26 protein-coding genes are annotated in these 24,968 nt (G+C 59.6%); 11 read left to right on the top strand and 15 right to left on the bottom strand.

Annotated elements, in window-relative coordinates:
• Positions 1-23: 23 nt before the first annotated feature.
• Complete coding sequence (locus tag ACYZT6_RS05475; protein ID WP_462026049.1) at positions 24-1,310, bottom strand: MFS transporter; 1,287 nt, start codon at positions 1,308-1,310, stop codon at positions 24-26.
• Positions 1,311-1,468: 158 nt separating this feature from the next.
• Between ACYZT6_RS05475 and ACYZT6_RS05470 the strand changes: the two genes are divergently transcribed.
• Positions 1,469-2,383 (top strand): LysR family transcriptional regulator, encoded by a 915-nt coding sequence (locus tag ACYZT6_RS05470; RefSeq protein ID WP_462026048.1) that lies wholly within the window; start codon positions 1,469-1,471, stop codon positions 2,381-2,383.
• 177 nt (positions 2,384-2,560) lie between these two features.
• Here ACYZT6_RS05470 and ACYZT6_RS05465 read toward each other — a convergent pair whose 3' ends face one another.
• The 3 genes from ACYZT6_RS05465 to ACYZT6_RS05455 are packed head-to-tail and all read right to left on the bottom strand — an operon-like array spanning position 2,561 to position 4,416.
• Positions 2,561-3,103 carry a DUF2937 family protein gene (locus ACYZT6_RS05465; protein ID WP_462026047.1) on the bottom strand — a complete coding sequence of 181 codons (543 nt, stop codon included), beginning with the start codon at positions 3,101-3,103 and terminating at the stop codon, positions 2,561-2,563.
• A gap of 12 nt (positions 3,104-3,115) precedes the next feature.
• Positions 3,116-3,892, bottom strand: a complete 777-nt coding sequence (locus tag ACYZT6_RS05460; RefSeq protein WP_149657144.1) for a class II glutamine amidotransferase — start codon at positions 3,890-3,892, stop codon at positions 3,116-3,118.
• A 26-nt stretch (positions 3,893-3,918) separates the two neighbouring features.
• The gene (locus ACYZT6_RS05455) at positions 3,919-4,416 is read right to left on the bottom strand and encodes an MFS transporter (RefSeq protein WP_462026046.1); all 498 of its coding nucleotides are present in this window, start codon (positions 4,414-4,416) and stop codon (positions 3,919-3,921) included.
• Between the two features lie 257 nt (positions 4,417-4,673).
• Between ACYZT6_RS05455 and ACYZT6_RS05450 the strand changes: the two genes are divergently transcribed.
• Both ACYZT6_RS05450 and ACYZT6_RS05445 read left to right on the top strand, forming a co-directional pair.
• Positions 4,674-6,728, top strand: coding sequence for a S9 family peptidase (locus tag ACYZT6_RS05450; RefSeq protein ID WP_462026045.1), 2,055 nt, complete (start codon positions 4,674-4,676; stop codon positions 6,726-6,728).
• Between the two features lie 186 nt (positions 6,729-6,914).
• Positions 6,915-7,388 carry a cyclic nucleotide-binding domain-containing protein gene (locus ACYZT6_RS05445; protein ID WP_461984791.1) on the top strand — a complete coding sequence of 158 codons (474 nt, stop codon included), beginning with the start codon at positions 6,915-6,917 and terminating at the stop codon, positions 7,386-7,388.
• On the opposite strand, the gene ACYZT6_RS05440 is transcribed toward ACYZT6_RS05445, so the two are convergent.
• Positions 7,385-7,675: a hypothetical protein gene (locus tag ACYZT6_RS05440; RefSeq protein ID WP_462026044.1), complete on the bottom strand. Its 291-nt coding sequence runs from the start codon at positions 7,673-7,675 to the stop codon at positions 7,385-7,387. The genes ACYZT6_RS05445 and ACYZT6_RS05440 overlap by 4 nt on opposite strands.
• Positions 7,676-7,755: 80 nt before the next feature.
• Here ACYZT6_RS05440 and ACYZT6_RS05435 point away from each other — a divergent pair, with 80 nt between their 5' ends.
• From ACYZT6_RS05435 to ACYZT6_RS05420, 4 genes are all read left to right on the top strand, one after another.
• On the top strand, positions 7,756-8,442 hold the full coding sequence (locus ACYZT6_RS05435) for a spermidine synthase (RefSeq protein WP_462026043.1): 687 nt from the start codon (positions 7,756-7,758) through the stop codon (positions 8,440-8,442).
• A 48-nt stretch (positions 8,443-8,490) separates the two neighbouring features.
• The gene (locus ACYZT6_RS05430; protein WP_461980127.1) at positions 8,491-8,865 is read left to right on the top strand and encodes a YajD family HNH nuclease; all 375 of its coding nucleotides are present in this window, start codon (positions 8,491-8,493) and stop codon (positions 8,863-8,865) included.
• Between the two features lie 416 nt (positions 8,866-9,281).
• Positions 9,282-9,752 (top strand): RNA methyltransferase, encoded by a 471-nt coding sequence (locus tag ACYZT6_RS05425; RefSeq protein ID WP_131060415.1) that lies wholly within the window; start codon positions 9,282-9,284, stop codon positions 9,750-9,752.
• A 92-nt stretch (positions 9,753-9,844) separates the two neighbouring features.
• Positions 9,845-10,222: a YgaP family membrane protein gene (locus ACYZT6_RS05420; RefSeq protein WP_462026042.1), complete on the top strand. Its 378-nt coding sequence runs from the start codon at positions 9,845-9,847 to the stop codon at positions 10,220-10,222.
• A 112-nt stretch (positions 10,223-10,334) separates the two neighbouring features.
• Here the strand turns inward: ACYZT6_RS05420 and ACYZT6_RS05415 are convergent, their stop codons facing one another.
• Positions 10,335-11,564 (bottom strand): hypothetical protein, encoded by a 1,230-nt coding sequence (locus tag ACYZT6_RS05415; RefSeq protein WP_462026041.1) that lies wholly within the window; start codon positions 11,562-11,564, stop codon positions 10,335-10,337.
• Between the two features lie 18 nt (positions 11,565-11,582).
• Entirely contained in the window at positions 11,583-12,032 is a 450-nt protein-coding gene (locus tag ACYZT6_RS05410) for a YcgN family cysteine cluster protein (protein WP_462026040.1), read from the bottom strand.
• A gap of 278 nt (positions 12,033-12,310) precedes the next feature.
• Between ACYZT6_RS05410 and ACYZT6_RS05405 the strand changes: the two genes are divergently transcribed.
• Complete coding sequence (locus ACYZT6_RS05405; protein WP_131060411.1) at positions 12,311-12,904, top strand: nitroreductase family protein; 594 nt, start codon at positions 12,311-12,313, stop codon at positions 12,902-12,904.
• Positions 12,905-13,181: 277 nt separating this feature from the next.
• Here ACYZT6_RS05405 and ACYZT6_RS05400 read toward each other — a convergent pair whose 3' ends face one another.
• The 6 genes from ACYZT6_RS05400 to ACYZT6_RS05375 form a co-directional block, all read right to left on the bottom strand.
• A complete protein-coding gene (locus ACYZT6_RS05400; protein ID WP_462026039.1) occupies positions 13,182-14,114 on the bottom strand; it encodes a D-2-hydroxyacid dehydrogenase in 933 nt (310 codons plus the stop codon).
• A gap of 120 nt (positions 14,115-14,234) precedes the next feature.
• On the bottom strand, positions 14,235-14,528 hold the full coding sequence (locus ACYZT6_RS05395; RefSeq protein WP_007898694.1) for a YcgL domain-containing protein: 294 nt from the start codon (positions 14,526-14,528) through the stop codon (positions 14,235-14,237).
• Entirely contained in the window at positions 14,525-15,658 is a 1,134-nt protein-coding gene (gene rnd, locus ACYZT6_RS05390; RefSeq protein ID WP_462026038.1) for a ribonuclease D, read from the bottom strand. Before rnd ends, ACYZT6_RS05395 begins: the two co-directional genes overlap by 4 nt.
• Positions 15,659-15,781: 123 nt before the next feature.
• Positions 15,782-16,444 carry a class I SAM-dependent methyltransferase gene (locus ACYZT6_RS05385; protein ID WP_462026037.1) on the bottom strand — a complete coding sequence of 221 codons (663 nt, stop codon included), beginning with the start codon at positions 16,442-16,444 and terminating at the stop codon, positions 15,782-15,784.
• 73 nt (positions 16,445-16,517) lie between these two features.
• The gene (locus ACYZT6_RS05380) at positions 16,518-18,167 is read right to left on the bottom strand and encodes a phosphoethanolamine transferase (RefSeq protein ID WP_462026036.1); all 1,650 of its coding nucleotides are present in this window, start codon (positions 18,165-18,167) and stop codon (positions 16,518-16,520) included.
• Between the two features lie 179 nt (positions 18,168-18,346).
• Positions 18,347-19,729, bottom strand: coding sequence for a glutamine synthetase family protein (locus ACYZT6_RS05375; protein WP_462026035.1), 1,383 nt, complete (start codon positions 19,727-19,729; stop codon positions 18,347-18,349).
• A 589-nt stretch (positions 19,730-20,318) separates the two neighbouring features.
• Here ACYZT6_RS05375 and ACYZT6_RS05370 point away from each other — a divergent pair.
• Positions 20,319-21,503: a cyanate transporter gene (locus ACYZT6_RS05370; protein WP_462026034.1), complete on the top strand. Its 1,185-nt coding sequence runs from the start codon at positions 20,319-20,321 to the stop codon at positions 21,501-21,503.
• Between the two features lie 226 nt (positions 21,504-21,729).
• On the top strand, positions 21,730-22,665 hold the full coding sequence (locus ACYZT6_RS05365) for a LysR family transcriptional regulator (RefSeq protein WP_462026033.1): 936 nt from the start codon (positions 21,730-21,732) through the stop codon (positions 22,663-22,665).
• Positions 22,666-22,668: 3 nt separating this feature from the next.
• Here ACYZT6_RS05365 and ACYZT6_RS05360 read toward each other — a convergent pair whose 3' ends face one another.
• Positions 22,669-23,034, bottom strand: coding sequence for a 5-carboxymethyl-2-hydroxymuconate Delta-isomerase (locus ACYZT6_RS05360; protein ID WP_462026032.1), 366 nt, complete (start codon positions 23,032-23,034; stop codon positions 22,669-22,671).
• 217 nt (positions 23,035-23,251) lie between these two features.
• Between ACYZT6_RS05360 and ACYZT6_RS05355 the strand changes: the two genes are divergently transcribed.
• Entirely contained in the window at positions 23,252-23,956 is a 705-nt protein-coding gene (locus ACYZT6_RS05355; RefSeq protein WP_462026031.1) for a ribonuclease T2 family protein, read from the top strand.
• Positions 23,957-24,005: 49 nt separating this feature from the next.
• Here ACYZT6_RS05355 and ACYZT6_RS05350 read toward each other — a convergent pair whose 3' ends face one another.
• Positions 24,006-24,926 carry a LysR family transcriptional regulator gene (locus ACYZT6_RS05350; protein WP_462026030.1) on the bottom strand — a complete coding sequence of 307 codons (921 nt, stop codon included), beginning with the start codon at positions 24,924-24,926 and terminating at the stop codon, positions 24,006-24,008.
• Positions 24,927-24,968: the final 42 nt, after the last annotated feature.

Here is a 24,968-nt window from a genome sequence, read left to right as displayed (position 1 = left end):
GATTATCAGTTGCTGGCGTTTTGTTATTGGGCGTCGAGTTGCTTGCCGCGGGTTTCCGGCAGGCTCAACGCTGCAAGGATCACCACCCCGTAGGAAACCGCCGCAAAGGCCCCGATGCCTACGCTCAATGGCACCTTCTGGCTCATCAAGCCGATCAGCAGCGGGAACAATGCCGCCAGTGCCCGACCAATGTTGTAGCAAAAGCCCTGCCCCGAACCGCGAATCCGTGTCGGAAACAACTCGGTCAAAAACGCACCCATGCCACTGAAAATCCCTGAGGCGAAGAAGCCCAGCGGGAAGCCCAGCCACAACATCACGCCGTTACTGACCGGCAATTGGGTGTAGAGCAACACGATGGTGAATGAGCCGACGGCGAACAGGATGAAGTTCTTTTTACGGCCGAGAATGTCAGTCAAATACGCGCTGATGACGTAGCCGACGTAGGAACCAACGATCACCATCGCCAGATAACCGCCCGTGCCGAGTACGCTCAATCCGCGCTCGTTCTTCAGAAAAGTCGGCAGCCAGGACGTGATCGCGTAGTAACCGCCCAGTGCGCCAGTGGTCAGCACCGACGCGCGAATCGTGGTGAACAGGATGCCGGGGGCGAAGATCTCGTAGAACTTCGCCGCGTTACCGGGTTCCTGTTTGGCCTTGGCTTCGCGGTAGATTTCCGGGTCCTTGACCAGTCGACGGACGAAAATCACGAAAATCGCCGGCACGATGCCAAGGATGAACAACGCGCGCCAGGCATCTTCCGGCGGCAACACCGAAAACAGCAGCGCATAGAGAATCGCCGTCAGCCCCCAACCCAACGCCCAGCCCGATTGCACCATGCCCACTGCTTTGCCGCGGTCCTTGGCGCGAATCACTTCGCCCATCAGCACCGCGCCGGCGGTCCACTCACCGCCAAAGCCGAAGCCCATCAGGGTGCGGCTGATCAACAGTTGCTCGTAGTTTTGCGCGAAGCCGCAGAGGAAGGTGAAGAAGGCGAACCACAGCACCGTCAGTTGCAAGGTGCGCACGCGGCCGATGCGGTCCGACAGAATGCCTGCCACCCACCCGCCGATGGCTGAAGCAATGAGGGTGCTGGTGTGAATCAGCCCGGCCTCGCCGGTGGTGATGCCCCACATGGCAATCAGAGTCGGCACCACGAAGCTGAGCATCTGGGTGTCCATGCCGTCCAGGCCATAGCCGATCTTGCAGCTCCAGAAGGTGCGGCGCTCTTGCTGATTGATGTTGCGGTACCAGTCGAAAGGTCCCGGACGAGCCGTGGCTTTCGGGATGGCGGTAGTGTCGGGCGCACTCATGGCGAATCTCCGTGCAAATTTTATTGGTATTGTTCTGAGCCCCGACGACGCCTATCGTGGGAACCGGATGGCCTGATTTTTGGGCGCCGGGGCCCGTTGCGTCCAACTAATAAAAACCCGCCCTAGACATAAGAATTCTTTATCCCCGAGCAGATCCCATGAATTTGAAGTTTCTCGAGACCTTCGTCTGGGTCGCCCGACTCAAGAGTTTTCGCCTGACGGCAGACAAGCTCTTCACCACCCAGGCGTCGATTTCCAGTCGCATCGCGGTGCTCGAAGGCGAGCTCGGGGTGAAGTTGTTTTTGCGTGATTCGCGGGGCGTGAGCCTGACGCCCGAAGGCTTGAAAGTGCTCGAACACGCCGAGCAAATGATGGACACCATGCAGGCCCTCAAGCAGTCGATCGAGACGCGCTCAAGCAAGGTCGGACGCGTGCGGATCGGCGTGATGGACACGGTGATCCACACCTGGCTGAGCCCGCTGGTGGCACAGATGATGGATCATTACCCGCTGGTGGAAATAGAGCTGGTGGCCGATACGGCGCTCAACCTCTGCGATCAGCTGCAAAAAGGCTTTCTCGATCTGATCCTGCAAACCGACCTGGTGCGCCAGGAAAGCGTGCGCAGCCTGGAGCTGGCGAGCCATCCGATGGGCTGGATTGTCGCCAGCAACTCGATCTACAACCGCAAGTATTCAGGCGTTGCCGATCTGGCTCGCGAGCGGATCATTACCTACTCGAAAAACTCACATCCGCATCAGGACATTCTGAGCCTGATGCAGGCTAACGGGGTGATGACGCCCCGGCTGAACTGCGTGAATTCGGTGTCGGCGATTACCCGGCTGCTGCGCGACGGATTCGGAATTGGCGCGTTGCCGCCGGTCTTGGTGGCCGAGGAGCTGGCGCGGGGGGAGTTGACCTTGCTGGCTATTGACCAACAGCTGCCGAATTTGCAGGTCGTGGTGTCTTGGCGGGTGGGCGTGGAATGGGTCGAGGAGATTGTGGCGTTGTGTCAAAAGGTGCTGGAGGGGTATGCGCGCAAGGTGGGCGAAGGCTACATCACCCTGGCGCGCTGAGTTTTTGCTTGTGTAGCAGCTGTCGAGCACCGCGAGGCAGCGTTCGGCGGCGAAGCCGTCGCAAACCCGGCATGCAGGGTTTTCCTGATACACCGCGGGGGCTGGTTTTACGACGGCTTCGCCGCCGAACGCTGCCTCGCGGTGCTCGACAGCTGCTACAGGTGTCCGCGATGCGCCTTACAACCCGCGCACATCCCGGTCTTCGATCGGCCGGCTCTGGCGCAGGCGTTTGCCGCCCAGTACCACCCAGTCGATAAGACGGAACAGGCACTCGATGCCGAAGGACAACAGCAACGCGCCGCTCATGCCCCAGATCATCGCTTCCGGCGTCAGCAGGATCTGGTAGCTGTAGCCATTCCAGGTTTCCTTGCGAATATCCGGATCAGCCGCCAGCGCAACCTGCAGGACGCGGATGTACCAAGGGCCCTGCATCGCATGGAACTGTTTATCGAGCGCCACCTGACGGGTGAGCAGGGTGCTCAGGCTGTCGGCGTCGCTGCGAAAAATCGGGTCTTCGCTGGCACGGTAATGGGCGACCAGCGCCTGCATATCGCCCTTGAAGAACTGATTGGCCGTACCCTGAAAACCGCTCAAGCCGGTCTGCGCCTCAATCAGATGCGCTTCGACACGCTTGGCGTAATCGTTGATGAACCCCGGCACCTGGACACCGATCAACAGGCCCGCCGCAAACAACACCAGCCGTAGATAACTGAGCAACATCGGGTGAGATCCTTATTCGGTCTTGCCCTGGCTGACGCATTCGCCGCGTCGCCAGAGGCTCCATTGGCCCGGTTCGTAGCGGGTCCAGGTTTCGTTTTCGGTCAGGGGTTCGGTGGCGATCACCGTGACCACATCGTTGGGCGTGGTTTCGGCCTGGAAATCGACGATCACATCGACATCCTTCAACCGCGCCGGGCCGAACGGCGCGCGACGGGTGATCTGGGCCAATTTGGTCGAGCAATAGCAGAACAGCCAGTCGCCGTCGCTCAGCAGGCAGTTGAACACGCCTTTGCTGCGGTATTCGGCGCAAGCGGCAACCAGGTCCGGCAGCAACGCTTCGATCTCCACTGGTTCCGGAAACGCTGCGCGCACACGGTTGAGTAGATCGCAGAACGCCGCTTCGCTGTCGGTGTCGCCGACGGGGCGGTAAAAGCTTTTGATCGGTTCAAAATCCGCAAGCTGACCGTTGTGGGCGAAACACCAGTTGCGGCCCCACAGTTCGCGTACGAAAGGGTGCGTGTTGGACAGGCAGACCTTGCCGACGTTGGCCTGGCGAATGTGCCCGATCACCACTTCACTTTTGATCGGATAGCGCTGCACCAGGTTTGCCACTTCGGACTCGCAACTCGCCGCCGGGTCCTGAAACAGCCGCAGGCCACGGCCCTCGTAGAAGGCGATGCCCCAACCGTCACGGTGCGGACCGGTACGACCGCCGCGCTGCATCAGCCCGGTGAAGCTGAACACGATATCGGTCGGCACATTGGCGCTCATGCCCAATAACTCACACATGCTCGGATTCTCGCTTCAATGCCGGATTACAAACGCGGTTCGACCCGCAATCGCTGAGGGTTGCTCGGCACTGGCGGACGACCATAACGATCATCGCCGGCACCGCCGAACGGATGATCGTCGTCAGGATCGTCGGCCCGGGCAGCGGCCTTGGCGGCAGCCGCCTGTTCCTTGCGAGCGTTGGAGGCGCGTTCGAGCGGGAAGCGGATCGCCACGTAAACCAGGTAAATGCCGAAGGCGATCATGCCGTACATGAACAGATCGGAAACCGCCCGCCAGGCATTGTTGCCCACCTTGAACAGCAGATCGAGCGCGGTGATTGCGATGGCCGGGGCCACTTTTTCCTTCACCGGGTCGATAATGGTCGGGCTGAACAGCAGCACCGCAACCAGCAGCCTTAGCGGTTCGCGCAGCCAACGCCACATCCAGCGGGTGATGCGCATCCACACCAACAGGCAGCCTAAAGCGGCAAAGGCGTAGAGGCCCCAAGCGATCAGATAGTCGTTCTCGGTCATGGTGTCCATGGCAAGGCAGGCAAAGAGGCGCTTATAGTAACGACTTTTCGCCCGTCAGGCGTAATCCATGTGGGAGCGAACTGTGGCGAGGGAGCTTGCTCCCGTTCGGCTGCGAAGCAGTCGCAGAGCTTTTGGGGTCGCTTCGCAACCCAGCGGGAGCAAGCTCCCTCGCCACAAAGGCTCGCTCCCACAGGATCAGCAGAGGCATCAAGATTTGCATATTGCCTGCGAAGCCCTCTATTCCGCACATTGTTCGAGAGTCCTTCATGCCCTTATCCGCCAACGTCACCAGCGCCCCGATTGCCCACAAGGCTGACGGCCCTGACCCGTATGCCTGGCTGCAGGAGCGCGACACCGACGCGGTGCTCGACTACCTCAAGGCTGAAAACAGCTATCAAGAGGCGCAAACCGCCGATCAGGCCGCGCTGCGCGAAACCCTGTTCGAGGAGATCAAGGGCCGGATTCTCGAAACCGACCTGTCACTGCCCTCCCCTTGGGGTCCGTACCTGTATTACACGCGCACCACCGCCGGTGACGAATACGCCCGCCACTACCGCTGCCCACGTCCGGCCGATGACAGCCTGCTGCTCGACGAAGGCCAGGAACAGCTGCTGCTGGACCCGAACGAACTGGCCAACGGCGGTTTCTTTTCTCTGGGTGCGTTCAGCATCAGCCCGGACCATCAGCGCCTGGCCTACAGCATCGACGCCACGGGCGATGAGATTTACACGCTGTTCGTGAAGGAATTATCCAGCGGCCGCGTCAGCGAACTGGAATTTCAGGATTGCGACGGCAGCATGACCTGGGCCAACGACAGCCTGACCCTGTTTTTCGGCGAACTGGACGACACCCACCGCCCGCACAAACTGTTGCGCTATCGACTGGACGGCACGGCGGCCGAAGAAGTGTTCAACGAGCCGGACGGACGATTCTTCCTGCATTGCTACCGCTCCAGTTCCGAACAGCAATTGCTGCTGTCGCTGGGCAGCAAGACCACCAGCGAAGTCTGGGTCCTTGACGCCTCGCAGCCGCAGCAGGCCTTTACCTGCCTGGCGCCACGGGTTGAAGACCATGAATACGACGTCGACCACGGCACGCTGAACGGTGAATGGGCCTGGTTCATTCGCACTAACCGCGACGGCATCAACTTTGCCCTGTATACCGCCGTCGATACCGGCGTGGCGCCCAACGAGGCCGACTGGCAGAACCTGATCCCCCACAGCGACACCACGATGATCGAGGGCATGAGCCTGAACGTCGGTGCAATGACCCTGAGCTTGCGGGTCGGCGGCTTGCCGGTGATTGAAGTCCACCCGCAAGACCTGCCGAGCTACCGTGTGCAACTGCCAGATGCGGCGTACAGCCTGCATGTGCAGAACAGCCTGGAGTTTGTCAGCGACAGGATCCGCCTGCGTTACGAGGCATTGAACCGTCCGGCGCAGATCCGTCAGCTTGAACTGGACAGTGGCGAGCAGAAAGTCCTCAAGGAAACCCCGGTGCTTGGCCCCTTCGACGCCGACGCTTACGTCAGCCAGCGCCTGTGGGCGACGGCACCCGACGGCACGCAAGTGCCGATCAGCCTCGTGGTCAAACGCGAAGCACTCGGTCAGCCGACGCCACTGTATCTCTACGGCTACGGCGCTTACGGCGAAAGCCTCGACCCGTGGTTCTCCCACGCCCGCCTGAGTTTGCTGGATCGCGGCGTGGCGTTTGCCATCGCCCATGTGCGTGGCGGCGGTGAACTGGGCGAAGCCTGGTATCGCGCCGGCAAGCAGGAGCACAAGCACAACACCTTCAGCGACTTTATCGCCTGTGCCGAACACCTGATCGACAACGGTTTCACCACGTCGCAGCAATTGGCAATCAGCGGCGGCAGTGCCGGTGGTTTGCTGATCGGCGCGGTGCTCAATCAGCGTCCGGAGCTGTTCGGCGCGGCCATTGCCGAGGTGCCGTTCGTCGACGTACTCAACACCATGCTCGACCCGGACCTGCCACTGACCGTCACGGAATACGACGAGTGGGGCAATCCTGAAGAGCCGGAAGTCTATGATCGGATCAAGGCCTACGCCCCGTACGAAAACGTCACCGCGCAAGCCTATCCGGCGACCCTGGTGATCGCCGGCTACAACGACAGTCGCGTGCAGTACTGGGAAGCGGCGAAATGGGTAGCGAAACTGCGCGCAACCAAAACCGACACCCATCCCCTGCTGCTCAAGACTGAATTGGGCGCCGGGCATGGCGGGATGAGCGGTCGTTATCAAGGATTGCGTGACGTAGCACTCGAATACGCATTTGTTTTCAAGGTTTTGGGGATTGCCTGAGGAACTTGGCCCGGCGTGTCGGTCTTAAATCCTGTACGCCGCCCGCCCTTGTAGGAGCGAGGCTTGCCCGCGAAGGCATTTTCACAGCCAACATTGATGTTGGATGTTACGGCCTCTTCGCGGGCAAGCCTCGCTCCTACAAGGGATTCGGACCGGAACCAGACACAAAAAAAAGACCGTGCCGACATGTCAGAACCGACCTTACTGAATAACGAAATCCGCGACTGGCTGATGGACTGCGGCCTGTTCGATCAACTGCTGCCTGCGGACTTCGCCGCTGCCTCCGGCTACTTCAGCATCAGCACCATCCCCGAAGGCGAAGAGATTTTCCATGAGGGCGATGCCGGCAGCTTCATGTGCATCATCCACACCGGCCAGGTGTCGGTGCAGAAGACCAACGGCGACGGGCAATTGGTGACCATGGCCACCTTGCGCAGCGGCCGGTCGTTCGGCGAAATGGCCGTGCTCGATGGCGAACGCCGCTCGGCCAGTTGCGTCGCCGCCAGCAACTGCCAGCTGCTGAACCTGGGCAAGGACTCTCTGGAAAAGATGATCAACGACGCGCCTAAAATCGCCGCCAAGATCATCCGCGCCCTCGCCGTCGCCCTCTCCAAACGCCTGCGCATGGCCGACGGGCAACTGCTTTCGCAGCAGGTTTAACCGCCGGGCGACTTGGTCTTTGTGCTGTTTGGCTCAAGGCCCGGTACCGGTTGATCCTTGACCGGTGGACTGGGCATGTCGATCGGCACCAGCGGTGGACCGCCACTACCAGGCCCGGTCCGGGGCGCAGTGGACGGGGTGATTTGCGGGTACGGCGTCGGGGTTGCGGTGCCGGGCGAACCGGGCATCGGCGCCGGGCTGATCGGAACGGGTTGCAACTGCTGGGCCTGCACTGCAGTTATCGAGAGCGCGGCCGAGGCAATGACCGTTAGAATGGTGCGCTTCATCAATGGCTCCGTTGGCCTTGTTGTCATTGGCAGGCTACTCCCAACTGCCTCTGTTTGCCTTCCCCCAATTTGAGATTTCCATGAAACGTTTCGTTCTGCTCGACACCGCCCCTATCCCTGAAAACGGCGGCGCCTTGTGCCTGTTCGAGTATGGCGAGGATTTCGTCATCAAGATCCAGGGCGGCGACGGCGGGCAGTTGATGAACACCCGCATGCACGGCTCCGAAGATGCCCTGGCCGAGATCCCGTGCCGCAAGGTGGCCGGCCGGCCGAGTTCGCGGGTGCTGATCGGCGGCCTTGGCATGGGCTTCACCCTCGCCTCGGCCCTCAAGCATCTGGGCAAGACTGCTGAAGTGGTGGTCGCCGAACTGGTGCCTGGGGTGGTGGAGTGGAATCGCGGGCCGCTGGGGGAGAAAGCCGGCAACCCGCTGCTCGACCCGCGCACCGTGATCCGCATGGAAGACGTGGCCAAAGTGCTGCAAGCCGAGCCACAAGGTTTCGACGCCATCATGCTCGACGTCGACAACGGTCCCGAAGGCCTGACCCAAAGGGCCAACAGCTGGCTTTACTCCGCCGGTGGCCTGAGCGCCTGCGCCAAGGCCCTGCGGCCCAAAGGCGTGCTGGCGGTGTGGTCGGCGAGTGCCGACAAGCAATTTTCCGACAAATTGAAGAAAGCCGGTTTCAAGGCCGAGGAAGTCCAGGTCTTTGCCCACGGCAACAAAGGCACCCGCCACACCATCTGGATTGCCGAGAAGCTCAAGGGCTGAGCTAAACTCCGTTCATAACCGTCATTAGTCTTTTACAAAGGTGAACCCATGAGTTCGTCAACACCTCCGACCAACACGTCGAAACTGGACCGCATCCTTGCCGACAATCAGCGTGACAAGGAAATGGGTTACCGCGACAAGGCCCTGAAGATGTACCCGCACGTGTGCGGCCGCTGCGCCCGCGAGTTCTCCGGCAAGCGCCTGAGCGAACTGACCGTGCACCACCGCGACCACAACCACGACAACAACCCGCAGGACGGCTCGAACTGGGAATTGTTGTGCCTGTATTGCCACGACAACGAACACTCGCGGTATACCGACCAGCAGTATTTTCACGAAGGCTCGCTGAGCACGCCGAAAATCGCCAAGGCCACGCATAACCCGTTTGCGGCGTTGGCCGGCCTGATGAAAAAAGACGACTGAAGATCTTCATTGCCTGACCCGACCCCATCGCTAGCAGGCTAGCTCCCACAGGGGATCTTCTGTGCACATAAGTATTTGTGAACGCCCAAGATCCAATGTGGGAGATCTTCAGTGCCTGACCCGGCCCCATCGCCAGCAGGCTAGCTCCCACAGGGGATCTTCTGCGCACATAAATATTTGTGAACGCCCAAGATCCAATGTGGGAGATCTTCAGTGCCTGACCCGACCCCATCGCCAGCAGGCTAGCTCCCACAGGGGATCTTCTGTGCACATAAGTATTTGTGAACGCCCAAGATCCAATGTGGGAGCTAGCCTGCTAGCGATAGCAATTGTTCAGACACCACAAGTCTCCAAACCGAACACCCCTCCCCCAATCCCCGTATAATCGCCGTTTTTTCCCCGAAGGCACCCCGCTCGTGGCAGACAAACGGTACAGCTGCATTGGTTTGTATAACCCCAAATCACCGGAAAACGTCGGTTCGGTGATGCGCGCCGCCGGCTGCTATGGCGTGGCGTCCGTGTTCTACACCGGCAAGCGCTATGAACGCGCCGCCGACTTCGTGACCGACACCAAGCGCGTCCACTACGACATCCCGCTGATCGGCATCGACGATTTGAAGAAAATCCTGCCATTGGGCTGTGTGCCCGTCGCGGTGGAGCTGGTCGAAGGCGCTCGTTCGCTCCCCGAATACACCCACCCGGACCGCGCGCTGTACATCTTCGGCCCGGAAGACGGCTCGCTGGATCAAGAGATTCGCGACTGGTGCGAAGACGTGGTCTACATCCCTACCACCGGTTGCATGAACCTGGCCGCCACCGTCAACGTCGTGCTCTACGACCGCATGTCCAAGGGACTCAATACTCGTTCCGGAGCAAAATTCCGCTGAATCGCCGCACATTCGATGGAACAAGCCGCCCGCTCCGGCAGTCAGCTTAACTATCTATTGTTGAAGCAGTCATTCCTGCCTGGAGACAGATCATGAGCGAACTCAAACGCGTAGAACGCATCGAATCCACCCCGTTCCAGACTCATTCCGAACAGAACGTCCACGGCTGGGAACGCGTCGGCTCCCTCGCCGGTGGCGTGCTGATGATGGGCAAGGGCCTGCGTCGCGGCGGTTTTTTCGGGTTGATTCAAGTGGCGATCGGCGGTGTCGCGCTGGCTCGCGGGATTACCGGGCACAGCTCGGCGAAAAGTCTGCTGGAGAAAAGCCGTCAGGACATGAACAACGTTCGGGCGAAGATCGAGCGGGCCGGGGAAGAATTGAGCAAGTTGAAGGCGAATGCCGAGGCGGCGACCAATACCGCTACGGTGACGGGCAATGATTCGTTGAAGTCGCCTAAAACCGGGGTTTGATCCGGAAGATGTGTTGAGGCTAACGGCCTCTTCGCGGGCAAGCCTCGCTCCTACACTGGTCTTGTGTACGACACCGATCAAGTAGGAGCGAGGCTTGCCCGCGATGGCGGTGCTACTGAAGTAACTCGGTATCAAGGACTTTGGAAGACTCGCCAATTACGCTTTCCGCGAGCTGCACAAATTCCTTGGTATCCACGCTCTCCAGATGCATCGCCCCACGCAACACATCATCTAGCGACCGTTTGTTGCGCGTCTTCAAGCGAATCTCGCGATCCAGCTCCTGCAGTAACAGCACCGCTTTCGACACCTGCGCCGGGCTCACCTGTTCGCCACGCAACGTGGTGACTTTCTGGCTGTCCTTGATCAACTTCCCGTGCAAACTTTCATAGCGCTCATCACTCATGCCTCCGGCGCGGCGCACCAGTTCGATGGCGTAGTACTCGGCAAACCCTTCGCTGATCCAGTCGCTGCGCTGCTTGTCGTTGATCCGCGCGAACACCTGCGCCAGTTCACGCACCAACGCGCTGGTACCGCTTTCGCTGACCAGCGGCAGACGTGCATTCAGATAGATCGATTCACGTGCGGCCAGGCTCCCACGCCACATCGGGTCATTGGCGCCGACGATCAACAGCTTGGTGGGATGACGCGGGAACACCGCTTGAACCTGCGGCCAGACAAAAGTCAGCAGCGTCAGCACGTCCATGCGGCGCATGCCCTGCCCTCGGGGCGAGGCGACGGTGACTTCGGTTTCTCCCAGCCGCGTGCGACGACTGCCGAGGTGGCCGGCGAGCATCCAGCCTGTGGGCCGGTCGAACAGTCGAGAGACGTTATCGATGCGGAATTTGTTCTTGCCGATTCGCGGCCAGGCGGTTTCGACGCTTTTCCAGCCGCTGGGCAATTCGAATTCAAGGCGTGACACCAGCTCGATACCGTCCTGCTGATCGAGTTTGGCCGGTGGCACCAGGTCGTCGCCGCGCATCAACGCCCAGGTCGGGGTCATGCGCGTATCGAAGCTGCCGCTTTTGCGCCCGTGGCTGATGCGCACGCGGTAGGTCAGGCTGGCCTTGTCAGTGGCCGGACGCCAAACCCCGCGCGTCTGCTTGCCCGGCGTGAGCTGCCATTCGCCGTCGGCCTTGAAGTCGCTGTAGTGGCTGCCGTCGCCCAGATCAAAATCCAGACTGCGCACCGCCGAGCCCTGGGCCAGCGTCAGTCGCACTTCGGCCTGATCGCTTTGCGGCAACAGGCGCACGTGGTAATCCAGATCGACCTTCTTCGCCGCCCACACGGACGAACTCAGCGCCAATAACCCAACGGTCAACGCCAGCCGCAATCCCACAGCCATACACACTCCTTTGTAAAACTAGCCTGCCCGGAAAATCAGGTGATCTTCCCAATCATCTTCGTCCACGCTGCCTTCGGCGAGCATGCGCCCGGACTGGGAAATACGTTCGTGGTGCACCGCATCGCGATCACCGCACACCAGGTGATGCCAGAGTGGCAGGTCCTTGCCTTCGCTGACCAGGCGATAACCGCAGGTCGGCGGCAGCCATTTGAACTCGTCAGCCTTGCCCGGGGTGAGCTGGATGCAATCGGGGACGAAGTCTCGGCGGTTCGGGTAGTCGGTGCACTGGCAGGTGTTCAGGTCCAGCAGTTTGCAGGCGATGCGCGTGTAATAGACGGAGTTGTCGTCTTCATCTTCGAGCTTTTGCAGGCAGCACAGGCCACAGCCGTCGCACAGCGATTCCCATTCCTGTGGATCGAGTTGATCGAGGGTTTTGCGTATCCAGAACGGTTCGACGTTGGCGGCCATGGTTCGAGCATCGACATCAGGTAGTGAAAAGGCCGCCAGTCTAGTGCCAAGGCCCTTGCGGGCCAAGCATTGGCGACTGCCGGTAGAACGGGGCTTGTCAGTTATTGCGCCGCCACGTAGCTTTGCCAGTCGCAAGGAGCCATGCCCAAATGCCATTAACGCTCAACCGCGTTGCATTCAGGTGAACTGCCCGGCTCTCGAAAACCTTAGCGCTCAGCTCAACTGCGCCCGCAGGTTTCAGACGACCCTCACTTTCAGACAAAGCAAGGAATCTCTTGATGAGTGCAAATCCACGCGTTGCCGATTATGCGATCCACCCTCAGTTCACCGATCGCTGGTCGCCCCGTGCCTTCACCGGCGAAACCATTGCCGAAGAAACCTTGCTGAGCTTCTTCGAAGCCGCTCGCTGGGCGCCATCGGCCTACAACTCGCAGCCTTGGCGGTTTCTATACGCGCGTCGCGACACGCCGAACTGGGAGCGCTTTCTGGGCCTGCTGAATGAATTCAACCGCGGCTGGGCGCAACACGCTTCAGCACTGGTGATTGTGATCTCGAAAACCACCTTCGCCGTACCCGGCGCCACCGAAGAAACCCCGGCCCTGTGGCACACCTTCGACACCGGTTCGGCCTGGGGCCACCTGGCGCTGCAAGCAAGCATCAGCGGCTGGCACACCCACGGGATGGCCGGTTTCGATCAGGACCTGACCCGCAAGGAGCTGAACATTCCTGAAGGTTACGCACTGCACGCAGCGGTGGCCGTGGGCAAACTGGGCGATAAAGCGACGCTGGCCGATTACCTGCAAGCACGCGAAGAGCCAAGCCCGCGCCGCCCGCTGAGCGAACTGGCCGCCGAAGGCGACTTCACCCTCTAAGCCACACCATAGAACCAATGTGGGAGCGAGCCTGCTCGCGATGAGGCCGGCACATTCAACATCAATGTTGACTGACACACCGCCATCGCGAGCAGGCTCGCTCCCACAGTTGATTTCTGGTGTTCTCACAATAGTGGATTCACCGCAGATCCCAATGTGGGAGCGAGCCTGCTCGCGATGAGGCCGTCACATTCAACATCAACGTTGATTGCCACATCGCCATCGCGAGCAGGCTCGCTCCCACAGGGTTTGCACACTATTCGAGTGAGCGGTGGTTTCAGTAGCCGCGGTTGAAGTCGACTTCCCCGCGCAACGCCTCACCTGCCTGATACGCCCGCAGGTTTTCAACAAACAGGTTCACCATCATCGATGGCGAGGTCGGTGCCGAGCTGTGCCCGGTCAGCAGCAAGCCCCAAGCTGTCCAGAACGGATGACGCTGTGGCAGCGGTTCCTGGCGGCAGACGTCGATCACCGCGCCAGCCAGATGCCCTTCTTTCAAGGCTTCCACCAGGTCCGCGTCGACTACGGCCACGCCACGCCCGACGTTGATGAACAACCCGGTCGGCTTGAACTGCTTGAACAGCGCCGCATCGTACAAGTCGTGGGTATTTGGAGTGTTGGGCAGCAGATTGATGACGAAATCCACTTCACCGACCAGGCGCGGCAAGTCTGCCAGCGCGCCGACTTCAACAAACGGCGCCTGCTCGCGGGCTTCGCTGGCGATGCCATACAACTCGACGCCAAACGGCACGAGGAACTGCGCCACGGTCTGGCCGATGTCACCGGTGCCGACGATCAACACTTTGCGCCCCGCCAGGCTTTGGCCCTGGCGACTGTCCCACTTGCGCTCGACCTGGCTGACCAGCCGCGCCAGCACTTCGCGCTCGTGGCCGAGCATGTAGGTCAGGACGTATTCGGCCATGACCTGACCAAAAATCCCTACCGCACGCGTCAGGCGATAATCGCGGCGCAAACCGTCGGCCAGCAGCGGCGTAATGCCGGCCCATGTCGATTGCAGCCATTGTGGCTGGTGGCCCTGGCGCAACAGGTTCGCCAACAGGTCCGGCTGACCCAGCCAGATCGGGCAGTCGGCCGCCTGGCTGGCCAATTCTGCGGAGTCGCCGCTGGTCAGCACTTCCAGGTCAGGCGCAGCCTGACGCAACAGTTGGGCGTACACAGGGTGGTCGTGTTCAGCAATCAGAACGCGCATGGTTCAAACCTTTCGAAAACAGTGCAGACGGCCGCCGACGGAGTATCGCTCCGTCGCCCTGGCCATCGCCAAAATCATTCCAGTGTTTCACACAGACTCTGAACAGAGCCTGTCTGCCGATCACATCGGGTCGTTGCGTCGCAGCAATTCTTCCGGCAAGTGTTCGATGTATTCGTCTTCGGCCGGTGGCATTTGCAGGTGGTAGCCCTGCTTCTCAAGGTTTTCCAGGACCACGGTGATGTCCTCGCGCGACAGTTTGCGCTCGGGGGTCAGCACCAGATCGAAAGCATGATGAGGTTTGCCAAAGGCGGCCATCAGACTTTCCGGGACGCGCTCCAGTGCATCGCTTTTGAGCACATAGAGGTACATCTCGTTTTTCTTCAGGCTTCGGTAGATGGAGCAAATACGTTTCAAGGCTGTTCTCCGGCGGTGGCCAGGCTGTCGAGCAGCGCCTGGCCCATCAATTCGCGGCGCCAGCCACGCAGCGAATCAGGCAATTGGTAAGGACCGTTGGGGTAGCCGCTCTTGAGCAGCGCTTCCAGGGTTTTCTTGCGCAGCATCAGCTCCGGCGCAATGTTCAGGCGCTCGGCTTCGGCCTGGCCGATCGCACGCAGCTGTTTGACCAGGGTGGCGGCGTCTACCGGCAACGGCTCCGGCACGGCGGGCGGCCATTGATCTGGCGACACACTGCCAGAGCGCTTGATCAGATCAAGCAGAAATTCGCCGTCCTGACGCACGGTACGCGGGTGCATGTCTTCGATTTTCGCCAGCGCACCGAGGTTGTCGGGTTGCGTGCGGGCCAACGGCCACAGCGAATGCTCACGCACGATGCGATTGCGCGGCAGGTCACGGGCGCGGGCCTCGCGTTCACGCCAGGCGCAGAGTTCACGCAACACGGCAAGCTGTGCGCGGGAGAGTTTCCAGGCCAGTTTGGCTTCGCGATAGACCTCGTACGGATCGATCTCGCGGCGCAAGTTGGCCACCAGCTCGGCGCCGTCCTCCAGGACCCAGTTGTACTTGTCGTCAGAAAGCTTCGGACGCAGCTGTACGAAAACTTCCGCCAGGTGCAAGGCATCTTCGGCGGCGTAGCTGATCTGGGTCTCGGAAAGCGGACGTTGCAGCCAGTCGGAACGGGTCTCGCCCTTGGGCAGGTCGATGCCGAGCACTTCCTGCACCAGTCGCGAGTAACCCATCGAGAAACCGAGGTTCAGGTAGGCGGCGGCCAGTTGCGTATCGAACAGCGGCGCCGGCAGGCTGCCGGTCAGGCGAAGCAACACTTCGAGGTCTTCGCTGCACGCGTGGACAACTTTGACCACGGCCGGGTTTTCCAGCAACGCGGCCAGGGGCTGCCAGTTGTCGATGGTCAGCGGGTCAATCAGGTAAGCGCGTACGCCATCGCCGATCTGCAGCAGGCCTGCGATCGGATAAAAGGTGTCGACCCGCATGAATTCGGTGTCGAGGGCAACGAATGGCAGCTGCTGCCACTCGGCGCAAAACTGACCGAGGCTATCGTTGTCGCGAATCCAGTGAATATCGATGGCCACACGGCTCTCCCTTGAAGAATGGCGCGCAGTATATATCGCCCCCGGCGATTTCCGCGCATCCACTGAACAAGAGCTTTAGCGAAAAGACCTGCCAGACGGCAAGAAATGTCTGACAAGCGGAGGTTAACTGGTCTTACGCAGCACGTAGACCCGCATCCGTGCACAACCGGGCAGAAAGTCCTGGTGACTGAGCAAGCGAAAACCCGCTTGCCTGAATTCGGCTTCAACCTCCGCCTTGTCTGCCAGCTGCCGGGGGTTAGTGCCCGCTGCGCTTGGTCGGTGGAGCTTGAAATGCGCGGCGACCCGTACCGCCACAATCACGGTATCGCGACTCACACGGTGAAACTCTTTAAGCAGGGCCAACCGATGGTCCGGGCTGACGATGTGTTGAAACAGTTGCATGCAAAAAATGCTGTCGACCGCGTTCGCCGACAACCCGAGGGTGAAGGCCGAACTCTGGAACGTCTTGATCCGCTGGAGCAGGCTCTGCGAATGGTGAGTCTGTGCGTGATTGAGCATGTCCTGCGAATGATCGGACGCGAGAATCACACGGTTCGCGTGCTCGGCCAACACCGGCCAGTAACGCCCGGCGCCACAGGCCACATCAAGCATCAGGCCCGGCTCGCCGGCGACCTTGAGCGCGTTACGCACCAACTGCTCATCGCGCCAGAAGGTCAAGCGCCCCGCCAGGCCACGCGGTCGCGGCTGAAGGCAGACGCGGCTGTGTTCCTGATCGTAGCGCCGGGCGAACTCAAGCTCGATGGCGGATGGGGGCTGCGCGGACATGTGCAATGGCTCTTGTAGGAATAGGTACCGGCCGCAGGTTAACCACCGGTACGTGAAAAAAAGGTCGAAACGCTTACTCTTTGGCCAACACACCGTCGATCACCGCCCCGCGGCAACCGGCGAACATGTCCAGATCCTGGTTGTAGACCTTGCTGTTGACCTCCAGCAGACCGAGCATCGAATGGAACAGGTTGTCCTGGCTCAGGGGCTTGTCTCGGCTCAGTTGCAGGCAATGGGTGTCCACCGAGAACGACTTTTGGTAGCTGTCGGAGAACCACGCCAGCATCGCAACATGCTTTTGCTGATCCGGCGCCAGCATGTAAGGCGTGCCGTGGAGGAACAGGTTGTATTCGCCCAGGGATTCGCCGTGATCCGACAGATACAGCATGGCGGTATCGACTTTGTCCTGGTTGCTGCGTAACAGATCGATCAGGGTCGACAGCACGTGGTCGGTATACACCAGCGTGTTGTCGTAGCCATTGACGATGCTTTCGCGGCTGCAATTGTTCAGTGCGTTACTTTCACAGACGGGCGTGAAGCGCTCGTACTCTTTCGGGTAGCGCTTGAAGTATTCCGGGCCATGGCTGCCCATCTGGTGCAGGACCAGCACGGTGTCTTTATCCAGCGTGTCGATGAAGTGCTGCAAACCTTGCAGGAGAATTTCGTCGCGGCATTCACTGTTGGCGCACAGCACCGGGTCCTTGAGATTGCTGACATCGTCGAGGGTGACCCGGTCGCAAGTGCCTTTACAGCCCGATTGATTGTCACGCCAGATCACCTCCAGACCGGCGCGCTTGAGCACGTCCAGCAGGCCCTCTTCATTCTTCGCCTTGCCAGCGTTGTAATTCTTGCGGCCCATGTTCGAGAACATGCACGGCACCGACACGGCCGTTTCCGTACCGCAGGAATGCACATCGGTGAACGCAATCAGGCCGGCTTCCTTGTCCAGTTTGGGCGTGGTGTCGCGGTCGTAACCGAGGATGCCGAAGTTCTCGGCCCGGGCACTTTCGCCGACCACCAGCACCGTCAGGGATTTACGGCCGTGGGTTTGCCAGGCGGGATTTCGCTGGGCATCTTCACCGACCTTGACGAAGGGCTGGCGGGCGGAGACGACTTGCTCACGCAGGTAACCGAACGCCGCACCGATGTAGTTACTCGGCACCACCATCAGGCGCAGTTCATGGTGATTGCGAAACAACGAGGACAGGCCCTGATAGTTCACCAGCGCGACGCCACCGATGACCGCAACCGACGCGACACTCACCAGCGCCTTACTTAGTAATTCACGGTGCCAGCGGCGATAATTAACCGGAACCTTCCACAACAGCCAGGAGGGAAAAGCACCCAGCAAAAGGATATAAACGAAGAACTTCAATGATAGTAAGTCCCGCACTTCCGTCGCGTTGGTTTGTGCAAAGTTGCGTAACATGCCGGTGTCCATCAGAACACCGTATTGACTCATGAAGTACGCCACGCCAGCGCTGATCATAAAGATCAGGATCAAGACCGGTTTCATCACGCGGCGAAACGCTAGAAGGGTCAGTACAATGTTGAAGGCCGCCAGAATCATCACGCCGAACGCGATGCGCAGGACGATGCCTTTACCGTCCGTAGCGGTGATATCAAAAAGGTGCTGCCAGAGCACTAAGTTAAAGCCCGTCAGAAGAAAGGCGCTGGCAATCAGTGTCACCCATTCCGGGCGCACGGGTTTGAACTTCAACATGATGATTGGCTGTTCCTGAAAAGAAGTGCCCTCGGTAAATGTGAAAATTTCATTTACCGTGACAGCTCTAACTTTAGGCAGCCAACCATCAATTTTTTGTGAAAAAGAAGCCAACGATTAGTTGGCTTCTGTTGTTAGATCGATACTTTTAACTTATTTGAGAATGGTTCAGCTTTTGTTCAGGCCTGATGCAAGTACCAACGCCAGTCCTGCTCTCCGACTTCACCCATGAACTGCCGATACTCGGCGCGCTTCACCGCCAGGTACACGCCGAGGAATTCACCGCCGAACGCCTCCCGCGCCCATGTCGAACCTTCCAGCGCCCGCAACGTGGTCAGCCAATCGGTTGGCAACAACTCCGTGGCCTGGGCGTAACCATTGCCTTCCACGGGTGCGCCCGGGTCGAGTTGTTCGCGAATGCCGCGATGGATGCCGGCCAGAATCGCCGCGGCCGCCAGATACGGGTTGGCGTCGGCGCCGCAGATACGGTGCTCGATGTGCCGAGAGAATGCCGGCCCCCCGGGAACTCGCAAACTCACGGTGCGGTTGTCGATGCCCCAAGTCGCTGCAAGCGGCGCGTAGCTGTTGGTCTGGAATCGGCGATAGGAGTTGGCGTTCGGGCAGAACAGCAATAACGAATCGAGCAAGGTACTGAGCATGCCGCCGACTGCTTGTTTGAGCAGCGGCGTACCGTCCGCAGACTCACTGGCGAAAAGGTTGTTGCCGTCCTTGTCCGCCAGGCTGACATGCATGTGCATGCCGGTGCCCGCCAGGTCATCGAACGGTTTGGCCATAAAGCAGGCGGCCATCCCGTGTTTGTGCGCGACGCCTTTGACCAGCCGTTTGTAGCGCACCGCTTCGTCCATCGCCTGCAGGGCGTCGGTGCGATGTTCGAGGGTGATTTCCACCTGCCCCGGTGCGTACTCGGAAATCGCCGTGCGCGCCGGGATGCCCTGCAATTTGCAGGCACTGTAGAGATCCGCCAGAAACGGCTCGATCTGCTCCAGCTCACGCAAACCGTAGACTTGCGTCGAGCGCGGTCGCCCACCATCGACGTCCCGCGCCGGTTGCGGTCGACCGTTGCTGTCGCGCTGCTGATCGAGCAAATAGAACTCCAGCTCCGCCGCCATCACCGGGTAATAACCGTCGGCCTGCAAGCCTTCGATCACCTTCGCCAGCAGGTGCCGAGGGTCGGCAATCGTTGCGGGCATGCCTTCCTTCGGATGCATGCTGACCTGCACCGCCGCCGTCGGGATCAACCGCCATGGCATGCGCGTCAAGCTGCCGCTGATCGGGTACGCCCGGCAATCAATGTCGCCGACATCCCAGACCAGGCCTGAGTTTTCTACGTCATCGCCGTTGATGGTCAAGCCAAGAATGGTGCTCGGCAGCGGCCGGCCGCTTTCGTACACCGCCAGCAGTTCATCGCGATGCAGCAATTTGCCCCGAGGCACGCCGTTGTTGTCGAGGATGAACAACTCGAACATCTCGATATCCGGGTTCTGTTCCAGAAAGGTCAGGGCTTCTTGCTTCGTGGCGAAGGAGGTCGTGGCACTGCTCATGGGAGTTCTCTTGTTTCCGCGTCAGGCAAACGCGCAGGCGTTGCCGGTTTGATCCCGGCGTACAGCGCGGGACCTGTAAGAACAATCAACGGGAAATGCAGGAATCCGGTGGGCGCGCGTGGCGACAGTGCCAGAGCGCCCAGAAGGCTAGTTCTGAAGGGAGTGCGACGGGGCAACCGTCCATAGAAATGACCGCAGGAAACAGATGAGCAGCAGCGTCACACGGGCGGTCAGGTCGTTAAATCGGGATTTGAAGAACTTTGGGTGTGGATGGACTAAACAATCATGCGTGACTCACCCACCATCCCTGTGGGAGCGGGCTTGTGTGGTGAGGGGATTTATCCCCGTTGGGCTGCGAAGCGGCCCCGAATCGAACACTGCGGTGTATCAGATACACCGCAAGCAATGGATTTACGACTGCTTCGCAGCCGAACGGGGATAAATCCCCTCGCCACAAAGGCTCGCTCCTGCAAGGGGTCTGTGTTGCGGCAGAGGTATTTAATTTTTAAATACCGCTGCGGACTATCTGATTTGCGACCCCCAGCCCCTCGCGCGCCTAATCGGCCATTGATTATTCAAGGTCCTATTGATGGAAAACGTTCGCGCAACTTCCCGCCCTGCCCTCTGGCTGATGGTCAGCATTATCCTCGTCGCCCTGAACCTGCGGCCCTCGATGGCGGCCGTCGGGCCGTTGCTGTCGGCCATTCGCGGGGACATCCCGCTGAGTTTCAGCCTGGCCTCGCTGCTGACCATGCTGCCCGTCATGGCCATGGGGCTGGCGATGTTTTTTGGCCTGAGCGTCAGTCAACGCCTGGGTGAACAGCGCACGGTGCTGATATCGCTACTGATCATTGGCCTGGCCACAGTGTCGCGGCTGTTCGTGGACTCGTCAGTCGAACTGATCGTCAGCGCCATGCTGGCCGGCATCGGTATTGCGCTGATCCAGGCATTGATGCCGGCGCTGATCAAGTCCCGCTTCAGCGACAACGTTGCCGTATGCATGGGGCTCTACGTGACGTCGATCATGGGCGGTGCGGCGATCGCAGCATCGTTTGCGCCCCTGGTGATGACCCGCACCGGCAGTTGGCGCGAGGGGCTGGCAATCTGGGCGGTGCTGGCGCTGGTGGCGTTGCTGTTCTGGAGCATCGGGCGTGCGGGAACATCGACGACAACGGCAGCAGCATCCCGCAACACATCGTTCTTCACAAATTCCCGCGCCTGGTTACTCGCAATCTTCTTCGGTTTGGGCACCGCGTCCTACACCTGTGTGCTGGCCTGGTTGGCGCCGTACTACGTGGAAAAGGGCTGGAGCGAACAAAATGCCGGTTTGCTGCTGGGCTTTTTGACGGCCATGGAAGTGTTGTCCGGGCTGGTAACCCCCGCCATCGCCAACCGCTGCCGTGACCGGCGCCTGGTGCTGGTGGTGTTGCTGGCGCTGATCATGGCTGGTTTCTGCGGGCTGATCCTCAGCCCGCAACACTTCAGTCTGCTCTGGCCGTGCCTGCTGGGACTGGGCATTGGCGGCCTGTTCCCGATGAGCCTGATTGTGTCGCTGGATCACCTCGACAACCCGCAACGCGCTGGAGGGCTGACGGCCTTCGTACAAGGCATCGGCTACCTGATCGCCGGCCTATCACCGCTGATGGCCGGGATGTTGCGCGATCAATCGGGCAGTTTCGAATGGGCCTGGTGGTGCCTGACCGGGGTCATGGCGCTGATGATCCTGATGGCCCTGCGCTTCGATCCGCGGCATTACGCCCGACACATTCACTGACCTCGAAGCCCACCCTGAAATCCTCCGGGTGCAGCGCCGTTCAGGGGTAAAGGCCTTCGGCCCTGTTTTGTGGGATTAAATTCACACGTCGTGTTCGTAACATTTTCTGTCCCACAACTGACCGTGAAACGTCCTACAGGGCATTCTCCTGGCACCATCGTTCCGTTAGGATCATTCGCACACGTTTGCGCACAGTCAGCGCAAGGAGCACAGCGAGACGGAACGGATGCTGAACAGTAACTTGCTTAGAAAGCTCGATATGCAGGACCTCATGGTGTTTGTCGCCGTGTATGAGCAAAGCAGCGTCACCGGTGTGTCGGAGGCGCTCTGCGTCAGCCAGTCCACCGTGAGTTACTGCCTGAAAAAATTGCGCACCAGTTTTGAAGACGAGTTATTCATCAATACCCGCACGGGTATGCGCCCCACGTACAAAGCCAGCACCATGTACACGCATGTGCTGAAGATCCTCGAAAGCATCAACCTCTGCCACGCCGGCGCCCAGGCCTTCGATCCGACCTTGCAACCGGTCACGTTCAATATCTGCGCACCGGAATACTTCGAGCAGTTGATCCTGCCGCGCCTGTTGAAAAGCTTTGATTTTGCCGACCTGCCGGTGATGGTCAACATGCACAAGTTTGAAACCGATATCCCGACCGAAGATCTGCGTGATGGCAGCCTCGACCTAGTGATTTGCTTCGGCCCGCATTTTCATCGCAGCCACACCGACTTCAAATCCCGGCTGTTACTGGAAGATGATCTGGTCTGCGTCTTCGACAAACGCGCCACGCCACTGGAACCGCGTTTAAGCCTGAAAGCCTTTGTCGAACGCCGGCATGTGTTTCCGACGCCGTGGAAGTCCACCACCAACATGGTCGATGGCTGGCTGGCGCAACAGGCGCACAAACGGCAGATCGTTGCGCGTTCCAACAGCTACAGTGCGGCGCTGAAAATGATCACCGGCACCGACTTCATCCTGACGTTGCCCCGTCGCATCCAGCAATTGCTGGCCAACGAGGCGATCTTCAATCACTGCGAAGCGCCCAACGGCTTGCCGGGTTTCACCCTGGACATGCTGTGGAGTCAAAGCGTCGACCAGGACAGCGCCAACACCTGGTTGCGCGAGCAAGTGATCAAGGCCTGCGCCGAGCAGGAAATGGCCTGAAACTCAGTGGCCGATGGCCGTCTTGGTGTAGGACTCCCGATCGATGTCGAGGATCTCTACGCACAACTGGACTTCAATCCCTGTCGGCCATTCACACAACTCTTGCACCACGGCCAGCAGGCTTTCGGACAACTGCTGTTTGATCTGCGGCGAGCGACCGCTCAGCAGCGCCAGCTTCACGTGCACAAACGCCCGCTCCCCCATTGTCGTGCCGACCTTGAAAGTCTCGACTTTCACCGCGCGGCTCTTGATGTCGAACTCGGCAGCAAACTGACCGGAAGCCACCAACGCATTGTTGAGTCGAATCAACGCCACGTCAGCGTTCAGTTCGGGCAGGTTGGCGGTGTATTCCATGTGCAGGTGGGGCATGGGTGGCTCCTGATTAAATGGCAGTACTCAAAAAAGGATGTCGGCGTTAGCTGTACATCTACTTGGATTTCCCAATGACCCGTACTGTACTAGTGTTTCCAGATCAGGTCTGAAATTAGAAGTGCGCCGTTAATTGATCATGACGCTGAACCAGAAAGCGTCCTCTCCAGCAGTGAGGAGGTAACCCGAAAATAAACTGATTCAAGGATCGAACACCATGAACCGTCTTTATGCCTCAATGGCCCTGTCTGTTGTTTCTCTCTGCGCTCACGCCCTGGACACAGGTGAAGAAAGCATGGAAGGAGCGCCTAGCGCAAAATTTGACTACCTCGCCTATGCCATCACTTGGCAGCCAACGTTTTGCCTTTTGAAGCCCACCACTGCGGGTTGCGGCAAACCGAATAACGTCTTCTACACCCACGGCATCTGGGCTTATTACAACAGCACTGACCAATCGGCCAATCGTCACCCTTCCTTTTGTATCAACTCAGCGGGGTGCGGTCCGACTGAGACGGTTTGCGAACTGTCGGATACAGACCAGAAGCTGGCACAGGCCGAACACGGGTTTTCTGAAATTGTCACCGAATCGCCCGAATACCTGATGAAACACGAATGGAAAAAACATGGCACTTGCTATGGAACCAGCCAAATTCAATATTTCAAGGACTTTGTCAATTTGCGTAGCGCGGTCAACTACAGTCCGGATTTCAACCAGTTTCAGGGCAAATCCCTGGATCTGGACAAACTAAAAACGCTGTTTCCGAGCAACACCTCATTTCGGTGCGCCAGCCACGGTGGAAAACAGTATCTATTCGAGGTGTTTTTTCTGATTGATCGGCAGGGGCAGCCGTACACCGAGGATCAAAAGCTGCAAATAGGCGAAAAGTGTCAGTCACGGGACATCCATATTCCGGTGGCTTGATCACTAAACTATCGCTCCGAATGAGTCAGCGACCCTGCGTTGGCAAATGTCAAATCGGCGACTCAAGACGCTCACTCATGAACGCCTCCAACCGCGCGCGCAACCAGCGTTCGGCCGGATCGGTATCGACATGACTGAGCCAGACCATGGACAAGTCCAGCGTCGGGGTCTTGAACGGAAAGGGCTCCTTGAACAGTTGCCCTGAGGCCGCCATCGCCTCGGCGGCGTAATCCGGCAGGCTGGCGATCAGGTCGGTGCCGGCGAGCAGGGCCGGCAACGAACTGTATTGCGGCACCGACAGCACGACCTGACGCGTACGGCCGATCTCCGCCAGCCATTCATCGGCATAGCCGCTGACGTTGGCGGTGTGCGACACCAACACGTGCGGGCGGGCGCAATATTCATCAAGGGTCAGCGGGGTGTCCGAGGCATCGGCGCGCAAAATGCTCGGCTGGATGTGCCGCAACAACTTGCGCTTGGCGTTGGCCGGCAAGCCGCGAGTCTGGCTGATGCCGACCGTGATATCGCCGGAGGCCAGCAAGTCGGGAATGCGCCAGTAATCGACATGCTGAACCACGAACACCACCTTCGGCGCCTCCTGGCGCAAGGCGCGCAGCAGCGGTGGCAACAGGCCGAACTCGACATCGTCCGACAGCCCGATGCGAAAGGTCATGGTGCTGCTGGCCGGATCAAAATCGTGGGTCAGGCTCAGGGCCACCGATAACGAATCCAGCGCCGGCGACAGGTGCAGAATGATTTCCTCGGCCCGCGCCGTCGGTTCCATGCGATGGCCGACCCGGATGAACAGCGGATCATTGAACATCGTCCGCAGGCGATTGAGCGCGGCACTGATGGTCGGCTGGCCGAGAAACAGCTTCTCCGCCACCCGCGTGACATTGCGCTCGAGCATCAACGTTTCGAACACCACCATCAGGTTGATGTCAGCCTTGCGCAGTTCGTTGCGATTCATTCCTTGCCCCCGTTCTTCAACACTTCAGGCAGTGTAAAAAGG

This window comes from Pseudomonas sp. RT6P73, from assembly GCF_054897715.1.
This window is presented reverse-complemented; position numbering and strand designations above follow the sequence as displayed.

What these genes read in the sequence shown, in the direction of transcription:
- ACYZT6_RS05475 (WP_462026049.1), bottom strand. Translation starts at nt 1,310, where the DNA reads ATGAGTGCGCCCGACACTACCGCCATCCCGAAAGCCACGGCTCGTCCG.
- ACYZT6_RS05470 (WP_462026048.1), top strand. Translation starts at nt 1,469, where the DNA reads ATGAATTTGAAGTTTCTCGAGACCTTCGTCTGGGTCGCCCGACTCAAG.
- ACYZT6_RS05465 (WP_462026047.1), bottom strand. Translation starts at nt 3,103, where the DNA reads ATGTTGCTCAGTTATCTACGGCTGGTGTTGTTTGCGGCGGGCCTGTTG.
- ACYZT6_RS05460 (WP_149657144.1), bottom strand. Translation starts at nt 3,892, where the DNA reads ATGTGTGAGTTATTGGGCATGAGCGCCAATGTGCCGACCGATATCGTG.
- ACYZT6_RS05455 (WP_462026046.1), bottom strand. Translation starts at nt 4,416, where the DNA reads ATGGACACCATGACCGAGAACGACTATCTGATCGCTTGGGGCCTCTAC.
- ACYZT6_RS05450 (WP_462026045.1), top strand. Translation starts at nt 4,674, where the DNA reads ATGCCCTTATCCGCCAACGTCACCAGCGCCCCGATTGCCCACAAGGCT.
- ACYZT6_RS05445 (WP_461984791.1), top strand. Translation starts at nt 6,915, where the DNA reads ATGTCAGAACCGACCTTACTGAATAACGAAATCCGCGACTGGCTGATG.
- ACYZT6_RS05440 (WP_462026044.1), bottom strand. Translation starts at nt 7,675, where the DNA reads ATGAAGCGCACCATTCTAACGGTCATTGCCTCGGCCGCGCTCTCGATA.
- ACYZT6_RS05435 (WP_462026043.1), top strand. Translation starts at nt 7,756, where the DNA reads ATGAAACGTTTCGTTCTGCTCGACACCGCCCCTATCCCTGAAAACGGC.
- ACYZT6_RS05430 (WP_461980127.1), top strand. Translation starts at nt 8,491, where the DNA reads ATGAGTTCGTCAACACCTCCGACCAACACGTCGAAACTGGACCGCATC.
- ACYZT6_RS05420 (WP_462026042.1), top strand. Translation starts at nt 9,845, where the DNA reads ATGAGCGAACTCAAACGCGTAGAACGCATCGAATCCACCCCGTTCCAG.
- ACYZT6_RS05415 (WP_462026041.1), bottom strand. Translation starts at nt 11,564, where the DNA reads ATGGCTGTGGGATTGCGGCTGGCGTTGACCGTTGGGTTATTGGCGCTG.
- ACYZT6_RS05410 (WP_462026040.1), bottom strand. Translation starts at nt 12,032, where the DNA reads ATGGCCGCCAACGTCGAACCGTTCTGGATACGCAAAACCCTCGATCAA.
- ACYZT6_RS05405 (WP_131060411.1), top strand. Translation starts at nt 12,311, where the DNA reads ATGAGTGCAAATCCACGCGTTGCCGATTATGCGATCCACCCTCAGTTC.
- ACYZT6_RS05400 (WP_462026039.1), bottom strand. Translation starts at nt 14,114, where the DNA reads ATGCGCGTTCTGATTGCTGAACACGACCACCCTGTGTACGCCCAACTG.
- ACYZT6_RS05385 (WP_462026037.1), bottom strand. Translation starts at nt 16,444, where the DNA reads ATGTCCGCGCAGCCCCCATCCGCCATCGAGCTTGAGTTCGCCCGGCGC.
- ACYZT6_RS05380 (WP_462026036.1), bottom strand. Translation starts at nt 18,167, where the DNA reads ATGTTGAAGTTCAAACCCGTGCGCCCGGAATGGGTGACACTGATTGCC.
- ACYZT6_RS05375 (WP_462026035.1), bottom strand. Translation starts at nt 19,729, where the DNA reads ATGAGCAGTGCCACGACCTCCTTCGCCACGAAGCAAGAAGCCCTGACC.
- ACYZT6_RS05370 (WP_462026034.1), top strand. Translation starts at nt 20,319, where the DNA reads ATGGAAAACGTTCGCGCAACTTCCCGCCCTGCCCTCTGGCTGATGGTC.
- ACYZT6_RS05365 (WP_462026033.1), top strand. Translation starts at nt 21,730, where the DNA reads ATGCTGAACAGTAACTTGCTTAGAAAGCTCGATATGCAGGACCTCATG.
- ACYZT6_RS05360 (WP_462026032.1), bottom strand. Translation starts at nt 23,034, where the DNA reads ATGCCCCACCTGCACATGGAATACACCGCCAACCTGCCCGAACTGAAC.
- ACYZT6_RS05355 (WP_462026031.1), top strand. Translation starts at nt 23,252, where the DNA reads ATGAACCGTCTTTATGCCTCAATGGCCCTGTCTGTTGTTTCTCTCTGC.
- ACYZT6_RS05350 (WP_462026030.1), bottom strand. Translation starts at nt 24,926, where the DNA reads ATGAATCGCAACGAACTGCGCAAGGCTGACATCAACCTGATGGTGGTG.